Origin of the sequence: Acidovorax delafieldii, assembly GCF_007993815.1 — a bacterium.
In the GTDB taxonomy this organism is placed as follows: Bacteria; Pseudomonadota; Gammaproteobacteria; order Burkholderiales; family Burkholderiaceae_C; genus Acidovorax; species Acidovorax delafieldii.
In genome coordinates this window covers 39,180-56,116 of the sequence record NZ_VJWE01000018.1, presented here as the reverse complement: position 1 = coordinate 56,116, position 16,937 = coordinate 39,180, and the positions used below count along the sequence as shown (strand labels likewise).

The window sequence follows — 16,937 nt, the reverse complement described above, 5'->3', positions numbered from 1 at the left end:
CGCTGGTGGCGCCGTCCATGGCATTTGCCCAAATGCCCGAGGCAGACTCCGCCAAGGTGGAGTATCAGCTGTCGTACCGATCAGCCCTGGCTGGCTTTGACGCGTACAAAGACCAACCCGTACAGCCCTGGAAGGCAGCCAACGACAAGGTCGGCGAAATCGGTGGATGGCGCACCTACGCCAAGGAAATGCGCCAGGCACCTTCCGCGTCTGGCCAGGAGCAGCCCGCACAAGGGCATGACGCACACCATGGAGGCAAGCAATGAGCCGCCCCTTGCGCATGCCCCGCGCCAAATTAATGGTCGTTGTGGCCGCCGTCACCGTTTTGTCTGGCTGCGCCAGTGTGAATCTGGAGCAAAACCTCTCCAGCGCCAACGCAGCTACAGGCGGCTTCACGGACGGTCAGCTCACTTTGGCACGGGGTCAGAACGAACGAGATGCCTTGCGCCAGCGCGCCTCCGATCTGCTGGCCAAGCCGCTCAGCCAAAAAGATGCCGTGCAGCTCGCGTTGGTCAACAGCCCGTCGCTGCAAGCGATCGTCGCGCAAAACTGGGCAGATGCCTCTAACGCAGCGCAATCGGGCCGCATTGCCAACCCGATTTTGACCTTGGAGCGCGTTCGCCTGGGCAGCGAAACTGAGATCGGACGCCTGTTGTCGTTCGGCCTGCTGGACCTGCTGACGCTGCCCATGCGCAAAGGCATCGCTGATCAGCGCATCAAACAAGCCCAGTTGCGCCTGAGCAGCGACGTGGTGGACCAAGTCACGCAGGTCCGGCAGTCGTGGGTGCGCGCCGTTGCGGCACAACAGACGCTCACCTATACCCAGCAGGTCGTTGCCAGCGCCCAGGCCAGTGCAGAGCTGTCCAAGCGCATGCAGGCGGTGGGTAACTTCAACAAGCTTGAGCGTGCCCGCCAGCAAGCGTTCTATGCCGACACGGCAACCCAGTTGGCCAGCGCCCAGCACCAGGTCACCGCAGCACGCGAGGAATTGGTCCGGCTGCTGGGCCTGGACGATAGCCAGGCGAAAGAACTCAAGCTGCCGGAGCGCTTGCCTGCGCTGCCCAAGGAGCCGCTGTCTTCGTTGGATGCAGGCCGCCAGGCGTCCAAGGGACGGCTCGACCTACAGATCGCCAGGGCCGACTATGACGCAGCTGCGCGCGCGCAAGGCTGGAACACGGTCACGACATACACGGACATCGAACTGGGAGTGCGGCGAGACTCTGTGTTCGATGGGACAGAGGGCACCCACTCGACACGTCGTGGTTTTGAGATCAGCCTGCAGCTTCCGATCTTCGACTGGGGCGGTTTGCGGCGCGACGCCATGAATGCACAGACGCTGGCGGCAGCCAGCCGCCTGGAGGCCACCGCCCGCGCTGCGGGGTCGAATCTGCGCGAAAGCTACTCGGCCTACCGCACTGCCTACGACATCGCCCGCCACTACCGCGATGAGGTGATCCCACTGCGAAAAGTCATCTCCGAAGAAAACCAGCTTCGCTACAACGGGATGCTGATCAGCGTTTTCGAATTGCTGGCGGACTCCCGCGATCAGGTCAGCTCGGTGATGGCTGCTCTGAATGCAGAACAACAGTTTTGGCTGGCGGACGCGGCGCTTCAAGCCTCCCTCATCGGCAAGCCCACCAGCGCAGGTGTCTCGGGCGGTGGCGCAACCGCAGCCGAAGCTGGTGCAGGTCACTGATCCCTCAAGGAAACTAACATGAATTCAAGAAGAGATTTTTTCCGATTTGCTGGCATTGCTGGGGGGGCTGTGGCCGCAGCGAGTGTGAGCCGGGTGGCGATGGCCGCTCTGCCAGAGCCAGTGTTCCAGACGAGTGCAGACACCATGGCGCCGCTGGTGCCCAATTCCGGGCGTCCTTACAACCCGGTAGTCACGCTCAACGGCTGGACGCTGCCTTGGCGCATGAACCAGGGGGTCAAAGAGTTCCACTTGGTAGCAGAACCCGTCGTGCGCGAAATGGCTCCTGGCTTCAAGGCCCACCTGTGGGGATACAACGGCCAGAGTCCCGGTCCCACCATTGAAGTCGTGGAAGGCGATCGCGTCCGCATTTTTGTGACCAACAAGCTGCCCGAGCACACCAGCATCCACTGGCATGGACAGCGTTTGCCCAACGGCATGGACGGCGTGGCGGGCTTGAACCAGCCAGCGATCCAGTCCGGCAAAACCTTCGTCTACGAGTTCGTTGCACGCCGTCCCGGTACGTTCATGTACCACCCGCATGCCGATGAAATGACCCAGATGGCCATGGGCATGATGGGTTTTTGGATCACGCATCCCAAGACCAAACATCCGCTGATCGACGAAGTGAACCGGGACTTCTGTTTCCTCCTGAGCGCCTACGACATCGAGCCCGGCGCCGCGACGCCCAAGGTCGCGGAAATGCTGAACTTCAATTTGTGGACCTGGAACAGCCGCATCTTTCCTGGCATCGATTCCTTGAACGTCCGGCTCAATGACAAGGTGCGGATTCGCATCGGTAATCTCACCATGACCAACCACCCGATGCATTTGCACGGACACGAGTTTCTGGTAACGGGCACGGACGGCGGTCCCACGCCCAAGAGCACCCGTCTCTATGAAGTGACAACCGACGTGGCCGTGGGCCAGATGCGCCAGATTGAGTTCCTCGCGGACGAAGAAGGCGACTGGGCGTTCCACTGCCACAAGAGCCACCACACCATGAATGCAATGGGTCACGACATTCCCACCATGATTGGCGTGGACCACCGCGGCGTTGCCAAGAAGATCAACAACCTGATCCCCGACTACATGGTCATGGGCGAGCGCGGCATGGCAGACATGACGGAAATGGAAATGCCCATTCCGGACAACACCATCCCGATGATGACCGGAGAAGGCCCGTTCGGCTCGGTCGAAATGGGCGGAATGTTCAGCGTCCTCAAAGTACGCCGCGACCAGAAGCCGGGCGACTACAAAAACCCGGGTTGGTACAAAAACCCGGAGGGCACGGTGGCCTACGAGTACACCGGTCCGATGGCGGAGCCTGCCCGCTTCAAGGCGGAAGGCGGCCAATCCATGCCCCGCAAAGAGAAGTCCAGTTCGGACACCGTCGTCAAGGTCAAAAAGCCGTCCTCGCACGGCGGCCACTGATCGCCTGCTTTCCCCATCAACAACCCAAGGTAAATATGAAACGCACCCTTTCCCTGATCGCTGCCTCAACCCTGGTGGCTCTGTCTTTCAATAGCCTGGCAGGTGGTACTCACAGCGGTGGTCACGGCCACGGAAGCGAGGAGTCAGCCATAGGACAGCCAGGTACAGCAAGCAAGGTAAGCCGCACGATCAATGTTGACATGGCTGACACCATGCGCTTCACGCCCGCGGCAATCTCCGTCAAGCAGGGCGAGACTATCAAGTTCGTAATTAAGAACGGTGGTCAGGTCAAACACGAATTCAGCCTAGGTACCGATGCCGAACTCAAGGAACACTACGAGACGATGAAGAAGTTCCCGGATATGGAGCATGACGAACCCAGCAAAGTGTCGCTGGCTCCAGGCAAGCAAGGGGAAATCATCTGGCAGTTCACAAAGGCTGGTGAAGTCAAGTTTGCCTGCCTTTACCCAGGTCATTACGACGCGGGCATGAAAGGCCAGGTCACGGTGGTGAAGAAGTAAGCGGAAAAGTCTTCTACGCGATTGAACAAGGAGTTCCTATGAAAAACGCAAACAGTCTTTTAATCGGCGCGATGTTGTCGCTGATCACCCTCATGCCGCTGTCGGCCACGGCACAGGCCACGGGCGACGCTGGCAAGCCAGCTGCCATGGCTGCGGCCTCTATGACTGATGGAGAGGTACGAAAGATCGACAAGGACGCTGGAAAAATCACCATCAAGCATGGTGACATCAAACATCTAGAGATGCCGGGGATGACCATGGTGTTCACAGCCAAGGACAAGGCCCTGCTCGACAAGGCTCAGGTTGGCGACAAGATCCGCTTCATGGTGATCAACGAGGGTGGAAAGATGGTCGTCACTGCCATCGAACCTGCCAAGTAGGGATAGAAGTGTTTCACGGCGCCCCAAGAAGGGGGTGCGCTTTCGCTCATACCTCAAACTACCAAGCAAAATTCATGAAAACGCTCCTTATTGCTCTGACTCTGACGGCCGCATCGTCCGCATTCGCCGCTGGCGACACCCAGGAAGCCACGCCCTATACCAACTCCAAGGCGCAAGCGCATGGCGAAGACCACAAGAAAGCCCGTCCTGCAACCGGTGTGAAGCGGACCAAGGATGGCGGTACAGCGCGGGGTGAAGGCTCTGGCCTTGCGGACACCAGCAAGGCCGAAGCCCGTGGTCAGGAAAAGGCCAATGCGCGTGAAGCCATGCCGCACAAGGAAGCCACTCCGGGCTCCACGCCTAAGTAATGCAAACAGGTGGGCCACAAGCGTGGCCCGCCCAAGTACGGGCTGGCCGCAATCGTGGTGCAAGGTGATGGCTCTGCAAGCCACCTCACGGCCTAGTTCAATGCCCGCTCCGATGCACGTGTACGCCACGCATCCATGTCATGAGATCCAAATGACTGGTTGTCGGCTTGTTGGTTACCCCAGAGTGAGCGGGGGCGGCCTTGGCACCGCGACGCTTCGGTTTGACAAAGCTAGCACTGTGATTGGGGGCCGAGGGACTGTCTGCGGCGAGGTTTTCCAGAATCGCGCAATGGGCATGATCGTCACCTGCGCACACAGAAACCAACTGCTCTAACGCCGATTTCATCTCGACAATTTCCCGTAGCTTCCGCCAAATGGCGCTCGGCTATCGCTTTTAACTGCCGACGGCGTGTGTCACCCCATTGCATTGGCCGATCCACTCCTTGATCTGGGGCCTGGAGTGTTAAGGTTGTTCGATTTGCCGATACCGTCTGGGTCAGGAAAACGCTGCCCAGCAATATCAAGCAAATGACAAGGATTCTTCGCACGGAGGAGCTGTACTCCAGCTGCCTGCCGGCGCCCTGAGCACTGCCAGTCAAATGCTGCGCTGATTCACCCGCTTTGACAGCGCGTCTGCACTCTCGCGTCGCTCGCTATACCGATCCACCAGATAGTCTGCACTATCGCGGGTCAGCAGCGTGAACTTCACCAGCTCTTCCATTACATCCACCACACGCTCGTAGTAGCTTGATGGCTTCATGCGGCCACTTTCGTCGAACTCCAAAAAGGCTTTTGCGACCGACGACTGGTTGGGGATGGTGATCATGCGCATCCACCGACCCAGTACCCGCATCTGATTGACGGCATTGAACGACTGCGAGCCACCCGAGACTTCCATCACCGCCAGGGTCTTGCCCTGTGTCGGCCGCACGGCCCCCACGGACAGAGGTATCCAGTCGATCTGCATCTTCAGGATGCCGGTCATCGCGCCATGGCGCTCCGGTGAGGTCCAGACCATGCCCTCCGCCCATTGGGCCAGCTCTCGCAACTCCACCACCTTCGGATGGCTGTCGGGCTCTGCGTCCGGCAGTGGCAGCCCTCGCGGATCGTAGATGCGGGTTTCAGCACCGAGGGCGCGCAGCAGTCGCGCAGCCTCTTCGGTCAGCAATCGGCTATAGGAGCGCTCTCTCACAGAGCCGTAGAGCAGCAGGATGCGGGGTGCATGGGTAGAACGCTGTGCGGGCACCAGTCGCTCAAGATCGGCCTGCTCGAAGAGCGTGGCATCAACGTTGGGAAGATCCGGATTCATACCAGTCCTTTGAAGAGTTCACGACCTTGACCACCAGCAGCATGACCGGCACCTCGATGAGCACCCCCACCACCGTGGCCAGGGCCGCACCCGAATGAAAACCGAACAGGCTGATGGCTGTCGCCACGGCCAGCTCGAAGAAGTTGGAAGCACCGATCAATGCTGATGGGCAGGCAATGGCATGCTTTTCTCCCGCTGCGCGATTGAGCCAATACGCCAGTGCCGAGTTGAAGAACACCTGGATCAGGATGGGTACGGCCAGCAATGCGATGACCAGGGGCTGCTGCAGGATGGCCTCGCCCTGGAACGCGAACAGCAGCACCAGGGTGAGCAGTAGCGCAGCAATGGACCAGGGACCAATGCGATGCAGCGCAGCGTCGAACACGGCTTGACCTCGGGCCAGCAGTGCCCGGCGCAACCATTGGGCCAGCACAACGGGAATCAAGATGTACAGGACGACAGAGGTGAGCAACGTGTCCCACGGCACCGTGATTGCCGACAGGCCCAGCAGGAAAGCCACGAGCGGCGCGAACGCGACGATCATGATGCTGTCGTTCAGCGCGACCTGGGACAGCGTGAACAGCGGGTCGCCCCCCGTGAGACGGCTCCACACGAACACCATGGCGGTGCACGGGGCGGCGGCCAGCAGGATCAAGCCAGCGATGTAGCTGTCGATCTGGTCAGCTGGCAGGTATGGGGCAAACCACTGACGTATGAACAGCCAGCCCAAAAAAGCCATGGAAAACGGCTTGACCAGCCAGTTCACGAACAAGGTGACCCCGATGCCGCGCATGTGGTTGCGCACTTCGCCCAGGGCGGCGAAGTCCACCTTGAGCAGCATCGGAATGATCATCACCCAGATGAGCAGGCCCACCGGAATGTTCACGCGGGCGACTTCCCACGCACCAATCGCGCGTGCTGTTCCAGGAAACACCTGGCCCAACCCGATCCCCACCACGATGCACAGCACCACCCAAACGGTGAGGTAGCGCTCGAACACGCTCATGCTGGATTTCTGCATCCCGTTTCTCAGTTTGTGACCAGTTGGCGAGCGGTGGTCTGAAGCACCGCCTTGGCCAGCTTGTCTTCGGGAAGGCTAACCAGCAGTTCGAGCCGACGCTTCATGGCGTGCAGCGTCTGGCGGAAGGCTTCAAGTTGCTGCTCGTCCGTGCCGTCGCCCTCGCTGGGGTCTGCATAGCCCCAGTGCGCTGTGGCGGGGTGGCCTAGCCAGATGGGGCAGACCTCGCCCGCCGCGTTGTCGCACACCGTGATGATCAGGTCCATCTGGGGCGCGTCGGGCGTGGCGAACTCATCCCAGCTCTTGCTGCGCAGGCCTTCGGTGGAAATGCCTGCTTTTTGCAGCACCTGCAGTCCGAGGGGGTTGGGCTGCTGGTTGTCGCGTGGGCTGCTCCCAGCGGAGTAGGCCTTGAACCGACCGGCACCCATGTCATTGAGCAGCGCTTCGGCCAGGATGCTGCGCGCCGAGTTGTGTGTGCAAAGAAAGAGAACTTTCAAGGGTTGTGGGGTTGCGCTCATGGTGAACTCCAGGGTCAATGGTGGTGAGATAGGTGAATCTGGGCTGAGCGCACAGGCGCTTGGGGCATGGATTGCCCTACAGGGAACCCTCAGCAGTTGCAGGAGGCGGCCTCTTCAGTGAGGCATAGCGCACCCTGGCAACAGTTTTCTGTCAGGTAGGCCAGCAGACCGTTCATGGTCTGGTACGAGGCGCGATACACCAGGTTGCGCCCGTGGCGCTCCTGGCTCACCAGGCCAGCATGGGCCAACTCTTTGAGGTGAAACGACAGGGTGTTGGAGGCTACTCCCAGCTGCTCGGAGATTGCGCCAGGGGTGAGACCATCCTTGCCTGCCACGACGAGTGCGCGGAAGACACGGAGGCGTACCTCTTGAGCAAGCGCTGCAAGCGAGCGGACAACTTCAGGCTCATTCATTTCTCAATAATACACCAATTATTGAAATATAAGCCGGCTAAATCCACTCCTATTTGCATGGCGAGTGGCGGCTCGGGAAATGCGATTCGCCCCAATGGCCGTGATGAGTGGCACGCTCCAAAATCACACACCCTGGCTCGACCATCGAGGTACGCAGTCCAAAAGGCGCCAGCATCGGTCAGGGGTGGCGGCTTGCATCCGAAATCCTTGATTGAAGGAATCAGTCAGTAGACTGATTGGTCTTCTCTCAGGGCCGTCAACAACAACAGAAGGGATTTCTCGACTGCGGCACGATCCCGCTCACTCAGGCAGGCAAGCAATTGCACTGCGTGGTCATCCAGGGCAGCATTCCAATGATTGACTGACTGAAACCCTTCGTCGGTGAGCGTGACCAACCATTTCCGGGAATCGGCGGGATTGGGCTCCTTGACGACCAGACCACGGGTCGCCAGTGCGTCAACAGAACGCGACACCCAACTTTTTTCGCGTCCAACCCGCCTGCCCAGTTCAGTCATCGCAAGCGTCCCGGAGCGCTCCAGTTCGGCGAGCAGATTGCATTGGCTGTTCATCTTGCTGTTGCGTTCCACTGACCTACTTTGCGATTGTGTGAACAAACGGGCGACCTCCCGCAACAGACTTCCCGAAATGGCCGTTGTCATTTTGGTGCGTATTGCAGTGGATAGTATGAAGTCTTGGATTTTTCGTGTGGCCAACTCTTCCACTCAAGAGCCAAGGCGGTCGGCTCATAGCGCCGAAACTAGCTAGTGGAAGTGAGCATGTTCAGCCAGCTATGCGGTCTGGCTACCTTCGTGCCCTTCGAAGAAGGCGCAGGCCATTGCCCACGACCAGCAAGCTGGCCCCCATGTCTGCGAAGACCGCCATCCACATGGTCGCGGTGCCGACCACCGCCATCACCAGGAAGACGCTTTTGATACCCAGTGCCAAAGAAATGTTCTGCCACAGAACGGCGTGAGTATGTTTGGACAGTCGCACCGTCTCGGCTACACGCTGCAGATCGTCGTTCATGATGACCACATCGGCTGCTTCCATGGCCGTGTCGGTTCCCGCCGCACCCATGGCAAAACCGATGTCAGCCTGCGCTAGCGCCGGCGCATCGTTGATGCCGTCGCCGGTCATTCCAGTGGCGCCATAGCGCTTTTGCATTTCCTTGATGGCGTCGAGCTTGGCTTCGGGGAGCAAATCGCCACGGGCTTCATCAATCCCGGCCTGGGCAGCGATGGCCTTTGCCGTGGCCGCGTTGTCACCCGTCAGCATCACCGGCGTCACTCCCAGCGCCTTGAGGTCGACGATGGCCTGTTTCGACGTCTCGCGAATGGTGTCCGCTACCGCAAACAGCGCCAGGACGCGCGATTCGTCCGCCAGGAGGGTGACCGTGCGGCCTTGTTTTTCTTGGATGGCCAGCTCCGCCTCCAACTCCGGACCGCACAGTCCTTGCTCATGGATCAGACGGTGATTGCCCAGCGTCAACCGCACACCATTGACCATGCCTTCGACGCCGCGCCCGGGCAGCGCTTTGAAGTTTTCAGCCTCGGGCCCCTTGATCTCCAGTCCCTGGACGATTGCCTTAGAGACAGGGTGGTCGGACCGAACCGCAAGGCTGGCAGCCATTTGCTGGACTTCCGTCTCATCAGCACCACCCCACACCTGCCACTTCACCAGCTTGGGTTTGCCTTCGGTGATGGTGCCGGTCTTGTCGAGCGCCACCGCCTTAAGGAGCCGGGCATCTTCCAGGTAGGTTCCGCCCTTGATCAGGATCCCGCGGCGCGCTCCTGCAGCCAATCCGCTGACCACCGTGACCGGCGTGGAAATGACCAGAGCGCACGGGCAGGCGATCACCAGCAGAACCAGGGCCTTGTAGAGCGCCTCCAGCCAGGTAAGGCCCATCAGAAAAGGAGTAAGGACAGCTACCGCCACGGCAATGGCGAAAACTGCGGGGGTGTAGATAGAGGCGAACCGGTCCACAAATCGCTGCGTCGGAGCGCGCGTTCCTTGCGCTTGTTCGACAGCTTGGATGATCCTGGCCAAGGTGGTATTGCTCGACAAGGCCGTAACCTCGAACTCCAGTTCACCGGTCTCGTTGATCGTGCCGGCGAACACCTGGTCTCCAGGTGCCTTGTCCACGGGGATGCTCTCGCCAGTCACAGGGGCCTGGTTGATGGCGCCGTTGCCCTTGGTCACCATACCATCCAGCGGCACGCGTTCGCCAGGCTTGATGCGCACGGTCGCTCCAATGGCCACCGAGGCCACCGGTGTAGCGGTCCATGCTCCGTTGGTGCCCAGTACCAAAGCCTCTTCGGGCGCCAGTTCCAGCAAGCCCTTGATAGCGTTTCGGGCCCGGTCCACTGCCTTGGCTTCGATGAGCTCCGCAATCGCGTACAGAGCCATCACCATCGCGGCTTCTGGCCACTGACCAATGAGGAATGCGCCGGTGACGGCCACCGACATCAGCGCATTGATGTTCAGCTTGCCGCGCAGCAGCGCCGCAATGCCTTTTTTGTAGGTGTCGATGCCGGCCAGCCAGATAGCCAGAGCGGCAATCGCCATGCCGGCCACTTTCCAAGCCATCTGGTCTGGCGCGAAGAACGCGAGAACCTCAGCCCCCGTGGCGAACACGAGTGCGGCAACCAAACGTGAGATGCCGCCTGCAAAACCATGTCCATGGTCGTCGCCTTCGGCGGATCCAACCACGTGTCCCCCCTTGGCTTCGCCCGCGTCTGCCACTGGTTGCGGATCGAAACCCGCATTGCGGATGGCTTCGAGTGCCAACGGGTAGGTGCCTTCCTCGGCCTCGATCTTCAGCGTCCGCGCGCCCAGCTGAAAACCCAGAGAGCGGATCCCATCCAGAGGCTCCAGCGCCCGCCGGATCTCCGACTCTTCGGCACTGCAGTCCATGGTGGCGATTCGGAACAGCTTGCCCTGGCCCGGGCGGCTTGTGGCGGCAGGGACCACTGCTGCGGAACTGGAACAGCCCGAGGAGCAGCAGGTGTCAACAGTGGTGGGAGGTATGCTTGTTTCTGATTTCATAGCGCAATTGGAAACCTTGAAGTGACTTTAAAGTCAAGCGGCAATGAAAATATCGCTGCTTCGTCCTACGTAAATCGGATCGCTTGTGACGCGCCGCGCTCCGTGGCCGCGTCACAAGCGATCCCAGTCTGTCGAAATCGCCATCAGTTAGGACGGATTTCGATTCCTACATTTGTCACCCCGTTCTCTGACGATGCGACTGGCTTGCCCTGATGCATGCGTGCAATAGCAGCGACTATGGCCAGCCCGAGGCCATGGTTGCTCTGCCCATGGCTGCGAGCAGGATCTGCACGGAAAAATCGGTCAAACAGCTGCGGGAGTAGCTCGGGATCGATAGTGCTGCCGTAGTTGGTGACACTGATCAACACACGGCCCTCATCGATAGTTCTGAGGTTGACTTGGACGATTGAGCCAGGGTTCGCGTATCGGGTGGCGTTGCCGAGCAAGTTCGACAGGGCCCGACGCAACAACGGCACGTCGAAAGCGCCATGCGCATCGCCGACCACCTTAGCGGTGAGACCAGCCTCGGCCAGTGCCGCTTCGTGGTAATCCAGTACGTCAGCAGCCACCGATGCAAGAGTCGCAACGGGGGCCCGACGTGCTCCCACACCCCGATCCGCCTGGGACAGGAACAGCATGTCATTGACGATGCCCGTCAGGCGGTGCAGCTCCTCCAAATTGGACGCCAGCACCTCGCGAATATCCGCCTGCTCAGGGCGCAGCAAAGCCAGTTCATTATTGGCAATGAGCGTGGCCAAAGGCGTGCACAACTCATGCGCCACGTCCGCATTGAAGCCTTCCATCTGGGAGTAGGCCTTCTCAATGCGAGCTAGGAGCGCGTTGAACTGGTCGATCAGAGGCACGAGCTCAAGGGGCTGCTCGGCGCTGTCGAGACGTTGATGCAGATTGTCAGCCGATACTGCACGCGTCTGGCTGGCCAGTCTTCGGACAGGCGCCAGGCCCAAGTTGACCAGGGAGAATCCGCCCAGTGATACGACGACGGCCCCACCGATGGCCGCGACCAGCAAAGTAAGAGCCAGTCGGTGCAACAACTGGTTGTCGGTTTGGATATCCAGCGACAGCTGGACGCGCAAGTTCTTTGGGAGAGTCTGGTCCGCAGTCTGTGCTACTTCGAACTGCCGTTGGCGCCAAACCGTCTTCGCATTCTGGTTGCGGGTGTGGGCGTAGATAACCATCCCGTCCGCCTGCGCGACTTCGAGCGACAGATCTCCGTGCCCCACAAGGAAGTCATCAAGTTTGTGCGCAAGGTCTTCCGAATCCCCATGCTCCTTGCCATCTCCCAGCAAATGCCGAATGACGTATTCCTTTTGCGCCAGCGTTTCCTCTTGCCGATCACGAAAGTTGAACTCGGTCACCAGATACACCGCCAGACAGACCACCCCGAGTCCGGCAAAGCTCTGCAGCGCCAGCCACCAAGACAACCGCTGGCGCAATGAGCGATGTTGGGCCAGCTCCTTCATCCGTTGCGGTCCTCCATCACGTATCCCATGCCGCGAATGGTGTGGAGCAGCGCAGTGCCAAACGGAACATCGATCTTGGTACGGAGGCGCCGGATCGCGACTTCCACCACGCTGGTATCGCTATCGAAATTCATGTCCCACACCTGCTCAGCGATCTCAGTGCGAGAAAGCACTTCGCCTTTTCTTCTCAGAAACAGAGTCAGCAGCAGAAACTCCTTCGCAGTCAACTCCAAGCGCTGGCCACACCGGGACGCTTTGCGCCGTACCAGGTCTAATTCCAGGTCGCCCAACCGCAGTTGCGTGGGCTCTGCGGCATCCCGCGCGCCATGGGTCCGCCGCAGCAGCACCTGGATGCGGGCGCTCAGTTCGGAAAACGCAAAGGGCTTGACCAGATAGTCGTCGGCACCGGTCTTGAGTCCCAACACCCGATCCTCGACGCTGACCCTTGCTGTCAACATCAAGACCGGGGTCTGCTTGGTCTTGCGAAAGGCCGTTAGAAGGCTGAAGCCGTCGATCCCTGGGAGCATCGCGTCCAAGACCAGCAGATCGTGCACGCCTTCCAGAGCCATGTGCAGGCCATCCACCCCGTTGTGCGCAATGTCCACCACGTAGCCGGCCTCTCCCAGGCCCTTGCGCAGGTACTCAGCCAGCTTGACTTCGTCTTCGATGAGCAGAATTTTCATGCTGCCATTCTCGAAGAATGCGGTCAGTTCGTAGTTTACAAATTTGTAATCTGGCTGTTGGCGCCGTGTCGCGCGCGGATTTTTACAGTGTCTCCGTGTCGAAAGGCATAGTCCCGGCAGATCGCCGAGGGCTAACTGATATCAAGGGACAACACCATGACTGCTCGCAAACCCCTCGCACTCACTCTGATCGCCTTCGCAATTGCGGCTCCAGGATTTTCATCTGCCTCGTCGCTGTACCATCCGGCTGGTGGCGAAGTGGGCATGACCACACATCCCGACCACATGCAGAGCGCGATGTCCCGTGGCGATGTGCTTCAGGCTGTCGAAGTAGCGCGCAAGGATGGCACGCTGGCAATCCTTTCGCGCGGAGGTGCGCTGCCAGTCAAAGCAACAGGCTCAACAAAGACGCGTGAGCAGGTTCAACAGGAGTTTCTCAACATGTCGGCAGCTGAAAAGAAGGCGCTTCTGGACATGAACGGCGGCGCTCGCTGATTTCCCAACCCAGTGCCCTTCAGCGGCCATCAAAGCCTCAGTGCGCCCTTCATGACGCATGCTAGACTTCAAAAATGCGCCGATTGATCGCCGTTCTTATGCTTGCATTGCTTCCGTTCCAGTTCAGCTGGTCTGCGGTGGCTGCCTATTGCATGCATGAGAGCTCAGCCGCGCAGTCTCAGCACCTTGGGCATCACGAACACAAGCATGAAGCCAAGGGCGGGAATGGTCAGGCCGAAAAGTCCAGCCAGGGAACCGATGCATTTGATGTTGACTGTTCAGTCTGTCATGGCGCGGGTATCGGGGCCTTGAACTGGTCAGATGCAAAGCCAGCCTTCGCCCATGAAAGCCGCGTGGAGCCTCCTTCAGGCAAGCGCCTGCTGGCTGTAACCCCCACGCCCCCAGACCGCCCTCAGTGGTCCGTCCTCGCCTGATCGGCGGGGGCATCTCACTTTTCTTTTTCAGTCTTGTCCGCCATCGCGGCGGAAGCAGTTGCGTGTGTTGCAGCTGAAGTGACTGACGAGTTGCCAGGCAGCTGCACGGTTGCCAGTCCGCCGATTCCCTCGTGTTTTGAAATCACTGGAGAATCGGATGTTCAAGGGTACTTACCTTCAAGAGATGCCGCACGCATGGCGCGGCGGTAGGAAGATCAAGCTCGCGGCAGGCGCCGCAGCTATATGGCTGAGCGCCTCGGGCGGTGCCTTTTCGCAGGGCTTGCCACCAGGGCACGTCGTTGGAGAACGAGCACCTCAGGCTGCTGCAGCCGCCACTGCGGAGCCATTGTCGTTGGCCAAGGCCATCGAATTGGCCCTGGAGGGAAATCCGGAGGTGGCTGCGGCGAAACGCCAATTGGAGGCAACCGAAGGACAGGTTCTTCAAGGACGCTCGCGCCCCAATCCAGAGCTTGCGTACTCCCTGGAAGACGCACGCTCCAAGACGCGTACGCAAAGCTGGCAACTCAATCTTCCCTTGGAACTGGGTGGGAAACGTGCGGCGCGCACCAAGGCGGCCGAAAAATCGCGCGAGCAAGCACAAGCCCAACTCGCCGAGCTGCAAGCCACCGTGCGGGCCAATGTCGCTGCCGCTTACTTTGATGTTCTGACTGCGCAGGAACGATTGGTACTGGCCAGAGACAGCGCAGCGCTGGCCAAATCCTCAACGGATACCGTCTCAAAGCGTGTAGCCGCTGGCAAAGTATCCCCTGTGGAAGAGTCCAAGGCCCGGGTTGCAGAAGCCGGCGTTCGCGTCGAACTCGCCCAGGCCGCGAGCGAACAACGCAATGCTCTGTCCCGCCTGTTCGCGCTGTTGGGACAGATCGATGCGCCTTACACCGTGCTGGAGGGCAAGGCCGAGAAACTGCCCTCGGTCCCGAGCCTCGCCGATCTCCAGCCCTTGATTTCTTCTGCGCCAGGCGTGGTACTTGCGCGAATCGAGGTGGATCGGCGCAAGGCATTGACCGCCCTGGAGCAAAGCAAGCGCGTGCCCGATGTCACCGTCAGCGTCGGCATGCAGCGCAGCAACGAAACGCAGCGCAACGTCCTTCTTTTCGGGGTCTCTGTGCCTCTTCCCGTCTTCGACCGCAACCAAGGCAACCTCCTGGAGGCGCTGAAACTTGAGGACAAGGCCCGCGATGAGCTGCAAGCAGCCTCCGTGCGCCTGCACAGCGAAGTGGCGCAGGCACAAGAGCGCCTTTCCACGATCACCGCAGAGGTTCAGTCACTGCAGCAGGACGTTCTGCCCGGTGCGAAGTCGGCCTATGACGCCGCCACCATTGGTTTCGAGAACGGTAAGTTCAATTTCCTGGAAGTGCTCGATGCCCAACGCACTTACTTCATAGCCAAATCCCAGTACCTCAAAGCCCTTGGCGAAGCACACCGTGCAGCGGCTGATATCGACCGCCTGCTCGGGGCCAGCATGGTTCCCGGCCTGATCGCAACGCAACACTGAGCATGACCATGAACACGAACTCCAGCAAATCCACCATCAGTAAAAAACACCTGATCGCCATTGCAGTAGTCCTCGCAATAGGGGTCGGCGCGGGAACCTTCATCTTGCAAGGTGGCGGCAAGCCCAGAGCCGCAGCCACCGAGGACGATGGCCACGGGCACGGCGGCCATGCCGAGGCCAAGGGACACGGCGACGGCGAGCACCATGGCAAGGGTAGCGAAAAGGGCCACGACGATGACAAGGGGCATGCCGATGGTGAACACCATGAAAAGAGCGAAGCCAAGGGACCACATGGCGGTACCGTGTTCAAGGAAGGCGACTTCAGCTTGGAAGCATTGTTGTCTGAAGACGGTGGCGAGCCTCGACTGCGAATCTGGCTGTCCGACAAAGATAAACCGCTGCCCCTGAATGCTGCAACGGTCACGGCAACTGTGACCCGCCCGACAGATGAAAAGCAGAAACTGACGTTTGCCGCTGAGAAAGACAGTCTTGTCAGCCGAGAGATCGTTGCTGAACCCCATTCGTTCGACATCGAGATCATTGCGCAGACTGCCACAGAGCCTTTCATGTTCGTGATGAGCAAGGAAGAAGGAAAGATCGAACTGACCGATGCCCAGATAAAGGCTGCATCCATCAGCCTGGACAATGCGGTCAAAGCCAACATCAAGACGGCGTTGCTCCTTCCCGGGGAGATACGCTTGAACGAAGATCGCACGTCTCACGTTGTTCCCCGGCTTGCGGGAGTCGTGGAAAGCGTCAATGCCAGCTTGGGCCAAGTGGTCAAGAAAGGACAAGTTTTGGCGGTGATCGCGAGCCCGACTGCTTCCGAGCAACGCAGCGAGCTGCAGACGGCCCAAAAGCGCTTAACGCTGGCAAAGACCACCTACGAGCGAGAAAAAAAGCTGTGGGAGCAGAAGGTGTCTGCCGAGCAGGACTACCTGCAGGCCAAGCAGGCCTTGAGCGAAGCAGAGGTCGCAGTAGCCAACGCCAATCAGAAACTGAGCGCGATGGGCCTGTCCGCCTCGTCGGTAGCAGGACTGAACCGTATCGAGTTGCGAGCGCCCTTTGATGGCATTGTCATCGAGAAGCACCTCAGTCTCGGCGAAGCCGTGAAGGAAGATACTGCGGTTTTCACCATCTCGGACCTTTCCCAAGTGTGGGCTGAGATCAATGTTCCTGCGAAAGATCTGCCATCGGTGCGCGTGGGCGAAAAGGTCACGATCAAGGCCACAGCCTTTGACGCCTCGGCCACAGGCACTGTCGCTTTTGTAGGAGCGCTCATTGGCGAGCAAACCCGCACGGCAAAAGCCCGCGTGGTTCTTGACAACCCCAAGGGCGCTTGGCGCCCCGGCCTGTTCGTCAATGTTGAGGTGGTGTCCGAAGAAGCGGCAGCGCCTGTAACCATCTCGGCCGACGCCGTCCAAAACGTCGGGGAAAAGCCGGTGGTCTTCCTCAAGGTTGATGGAGGCTTTATCGCTCAACCCGTGAAGCTGGGCCGAAGCGATGGCAAGCGGGTCGAAGTCCTCTCGGGTCTCAAAGCCGGTATGCCCTACGCCTCGACCGGCAGCTTCGTCGTGAAGTCTGAACTCGGCAAGGGATCTGCCGAACACACGCACTGATCGCGGAGCGCAT

The 16,937-nt window shown here is 59.8% G+C and carries 18 protein-coding genes; 10 read left to right on the top strand and 8 right to left on the bottom strand.

Going from position 1 to position 16,937, the window contains the following annotated elements; all coding sequences use genetic code 11:
- Window positions 1–17 precede the first annotated feature (17 nt).
- The 6 genes from ATF69_RS21100 (at window position 18) to ATF69_RS21075 (ending at window position 4,396) form a co-directional block, all read left to right on the top strand.
- On the top strand, window positions 18–266 hold the full coding sequence (locus tag ATF69_RS21100) for a hypothetical protein (protein ID WP_235510534.1): 249 nt from the start codon (window positions 18–20) through the stop codon (window positions 264–266).
- Window positions 263–1,696: a TolC family protein gene (locus ATF69_RS21095; protein ID WP_146872174.1), complete on the top strand. Its 1,434-nt coding sequence runs from the start codon at window positions 263–265 to the stop codon at window positions 1,694–1,696. Before ATF69_RS21100 ends, ATF69_RS21095 begins: the two co-directional genes overlap by 4 nt.
- An 18-nt stretch (window positions 1,697–1,714) precedes the next feature.
- Entirely contained in the window at window positions 1,715–3,127 is a 1,413-nt protein-coding gene (locus tag ATF69_RS21090; protein ID WP_069103144.1) for a multicopper oxidase family protein, read from the top strand.
- Window positions 3,128–3,162: 35 nt separating this feature from the next.
- The gene (locus tag ATF69_RS21085; protein ID WP_146872173.1) at window positions 3,163–3,648 is read left to right on the top strand and encodes a cupredoxin domain-containing protein; all 486 of its coding nucleotides are present in this window, start codon (window positions 3,163–3,165) and stop codon (window positions 3,646–3,648) included.
- Window positions 3,649–3,686: 38 nt separating this feature from the next.
- Window positions 3,687–4,028, top strand: a complete 342-nt coding sequence (locus tag ATF69_RS21080; RefSeq protein ID WP_146872172.1) for a copper-binding protein — start codon at window positions 3,687–3,689, stop codon at window positions 4,026–4,028.
- A 74-nt stretch (window positions 4,029–4,102) separates the two neighbouring features.
- Window positions 4,103–4,396 (top strand): hypothetical protein, encoded by a 294-nt coding sequence (locus ATF69_RS21075; protein ID WP_055396768.1) that lies wholly within the window; start codon window positions 4,103–4,105, stop codon window positions 4,394–4,396.
- Window positions 4,397–4,991: 595 nt separating this feature from the next.
- Here ATF69_RS21075 and arsH read toward each other — a convergent pair.
- From arsH to ATF69_RS21035, 8 genes are all read right to left on the bottom strand, one after another.
- Window positions 4,992–5,705, bottom strand: coding sequence for an arsenical resistance protein ArsH (gene arsH / locus ATF69_RS21070; protein ID WP_055396770.1), 714 nt, complete (start codon window positions 5,703–5,705; stop codon window positions 4,992–4,994).
- A complete protein-coding gene (arsB, locus tag ATF69_RS21065; RefSeq protein WP_197506379.1) occupies window positions 5,680–6,726 on the bottom strand; it encodes an ACR3 family arsenite efflux transporter in 1,047 nt (348 codons plus the stop codon). Before arsB ends, arsH begins: the two co-directional genes overlap by 26 nt.
- Before the next feature lie 8 nt (window positions 6,727–6,734).
- A complete protein-coding gene (locus tag ATF69_RS21060; RefSeq protein ID WP_063459417.1) occupies window positions 6,735–7,241 on the bottom strand; it encodes an arsenate reductase ArsC in 507 nt (168 codons plus the stop codon).
- An 89-nt stretch (window positions 7,242–7,330) separates the two neighbouring features.
- Complete coding sequence (locus tag ATF69_RS21055) at window positions 7,331–7,654, bottom strand: ArsR/SmtB family transcription factor (protein WP_063459325.1); 324 nt, start codon at window positions 7,652–7,654, stop codon at window positions 7,331–7,333.
- Window positions 7,655–7,878: 224 nt separating this feature from the next.
- Complete coding sequence (locus ATF69_RS21050; protein WP_024815622.1) at window positions 7,879–8,313, bottom strand: MarR family winged helix-turn-helix transcriptional regulator; 435 nt, start codon at window positions 8,311–8,313, stop codon at window positions 7,879–7,881.
- A 142-nt stretch (window positions 8,314–8,455) separates the two neighbouring features.
- The gene (locus ATF69_RS21045; protein ID WP_244303782.1) at window positions 8,456–10,699 is read right to left on the bottom strand and encodes a heavy metal translocating P-type ATPase; all 2,244 of its coding nucleotides are present in this window, start codon (window positions 10,697–10,699) and stop codon (window positions 8,456–8,458) included.
- Between the two features lie 143 nt (window positions 10,700–10,842).
- Window positions 10,843–12,180, bottom strand: a complete 1,338-nt coding sequence (locus tag ATF69_RS21040) for a heavy metal sensor histidine kinase (RefSeq protein WP_146872171.1) — start codon at window positions 12,178–12,180, stop codon at window positions 10,843–10,845.
- A complete protein-coding gene (locus tag ATF69_RS21035; RefSeq protein WP_146872170.1) occupies window positions 12,177–12,863 on the bottom strand; it encodes a heavy metal response regulator transcription factor in 687 nt (228 codons plus the stop codon). Before ATF69_RS21035 ends, ATF69_RS21040 begins: the two co-directional genes overlap by 4 nt.
- A 156-nt stretch (window positions 12,864–13,019) precedes the next feature.
- Between ATF69_RS21035 and ATF69_RS21030 the strand changes: the two genes are divergently transcribed.
- The 4 genes from ATF69_RS21030 (at window position 13,020) to ATF69_RS21015 (ending at window position 16,924) form a co-directional block, all read left to right on the top strand.
- Window positions 13,020–13,358, top strand: a complete 339-nt coding sequence (locus ATF69_RS21030) for a hypothetical protein (protein WP_015012999.1) — start codon at window positions 13,020–13,022, stop codon at window positions 13,356–13,358.
- Window positions 13,359–13,432: 74 nt separating this feature from the next.
- Window positions 13,433–13,792 (top strand): cation efflux protein, CzcI family, encoded by a 360-nt coding sequence (czcI, locus tag ATF69_RS21025; RefSeq protein WP_082437643.1) that lies wholly within the window; start codon window positions 13,433–13,435, stop codon window positions 13,790–13,792.
- Between the two features lie 157 nt (window positions 13,793–13,949).
- Window positions 13,950–15,305 (top strand): TolC family protein, encoded by a 1,356-nt coding sequence (locus tag ATF69_RS21020; protein ID WP_146872169.1) that lies wholly within the window; start codon window positions 13,950–13,952, stop codon window positions 15,303–15,305.
- Between the two features lie 2 nt (window positions 15,306–15,307).
- On the top strand, window positions 15,308–16,924 hold the full coding sequence (locus ATF69_RS21015; RefSeq protein ID WP_146872168.1) for an efflux RND transporter periplasmic adaptor subunit: 1,617 nt from the start codon (window positions 15,308–15,310) through the stop codon (window positions 16,922–16,924).
- Window positions 16,925–16,937 lie beyond the last annotated feature (13 nt).

Bases quoted from the DNA above. Each gene is read 5' to 3' on its own strand.
- ATF69_RS21100 (WP_235510534.1), top strand. From the start codon at position 18: ATGGCATTTGCCCAAATGCCCGAGGCAGACTCCGCCAAGGTGGAGTAT.
- ATF69_RS21095 (WP_146872174.1), top strand. From the start codon at position 263: ATGAGCCGCCCCTTGCGCATGCCCCGCGCCAAATTAATGGTCGTTGTG.
- ATF69_RS21090 (WP_069103144.1), top strand. From the start codon at position 1,715: ATGAATTCAAGAAGAGATTTTTTCCGATTTGCTGGCATTGCTGGGGGG.
- ATF69_RS21085 (WP_146872173.1), top strand. From the start codon at position 3,163: ATGAAACGCACCCTTTCCCTGATCGCTGCCTCAACCCTGGTGGCTCTG.
- ATF69_RS21080 (WP_146872172.1), top strand. From the start codon at position 3,687: ATGAAAAACGCAAACAGTCTTTTAATCGGCGCGATGTTGTCGCTGATC.
- ATF69_RS21075 (WP_055396768.1), top strand. From the start codon at position 4,103: ATGAAAACGCTCCTTATTGCTCTGACTCTGACGGCCGCATCGTCCGCA.
- arsH (WP_055396770.1), bottom strand. From the start codon at position 5,705: ATGAATCCGGATCTTCCCAACGTTGATGCCACGCTCTTCGAGCAGGCC.
- arsB (WP_197506379.1), bottom strand. From the start codon at position 6,726: ATGCAGAAATCCAGCATGAGCGTGTTCGAGCGCTACCTCACCGTTTGG.
- ATF69_RS21060 (WP_063459417.1), bottom strand. From the start codon at position 7,241: ATGAGCGCAACCCCACAACCCTTGAAAGTTCTCTTTCTTTGCACACAC.
- ATF69_RS21055 (WP_063459325.1), bottom strand. From the start codon at position 7,654: ATGAATGAGCCTGAAGTTGTCCGCTCGCTTGCAGCGCTTGCTCAAGAG.
- ATF69_RS21050 (WP_024815622.1), bottom strand. From the start codon at position 8,313: ATGACAACGGCCATTTCGGGAAGTCTGTTGCGGGAGGTCGCCCGTTTG.
- ATF69_RS21045 (WP_244303782.1), bottom strand. From the start codon at position 10,699: ATGAAATCAGAAACAAGCATACCTCCCACCACTGTTGACACCTGCTGC.
- ATF69_RS21040 (WP_146872171.1), bottom strand. From the start codon at position 12,180: ATGAAGGAGCTGGCCCAACATCGCTCATTGCGCCAGCGGTTGTCTTGG.
- ATF69_RS21035 (WP_146872170.1), bottom strand. From the start codon at position 12,863: ATGAAAATTCTGCTCATCGAAGACGAAGTCAAGCTGGCTGAGTACCTG.
- ATF69_RS21030 (WP_015012999.1), top strand. From the start codon at position 13,020: ATGACTGCTCGCAAACCCCTCGCACTCACTCTGATCGCCTTCGCAATT.
- czcI (WP_082437643.1), top strand. From the start codon at position 13,433: ATGCGCCGATTGATCGCCGTTCTTATGCTTGCATTGCTTCCGTTCCAG.
- ATF69_RS21020 (WP_146872169.1), top strand. From the start codon at position 13,950: ATGTTCAAGGGTACTTACCTTCAAGAGATGCCGCACGCATGGCGCGGC.
- ATF69_RS21015 (WP_146872168.1), top strand. From the start codon at position 15,308: ATGACCATGAACACGAACTCCAGCAAATCCACCATCAGTAAAAAACAC.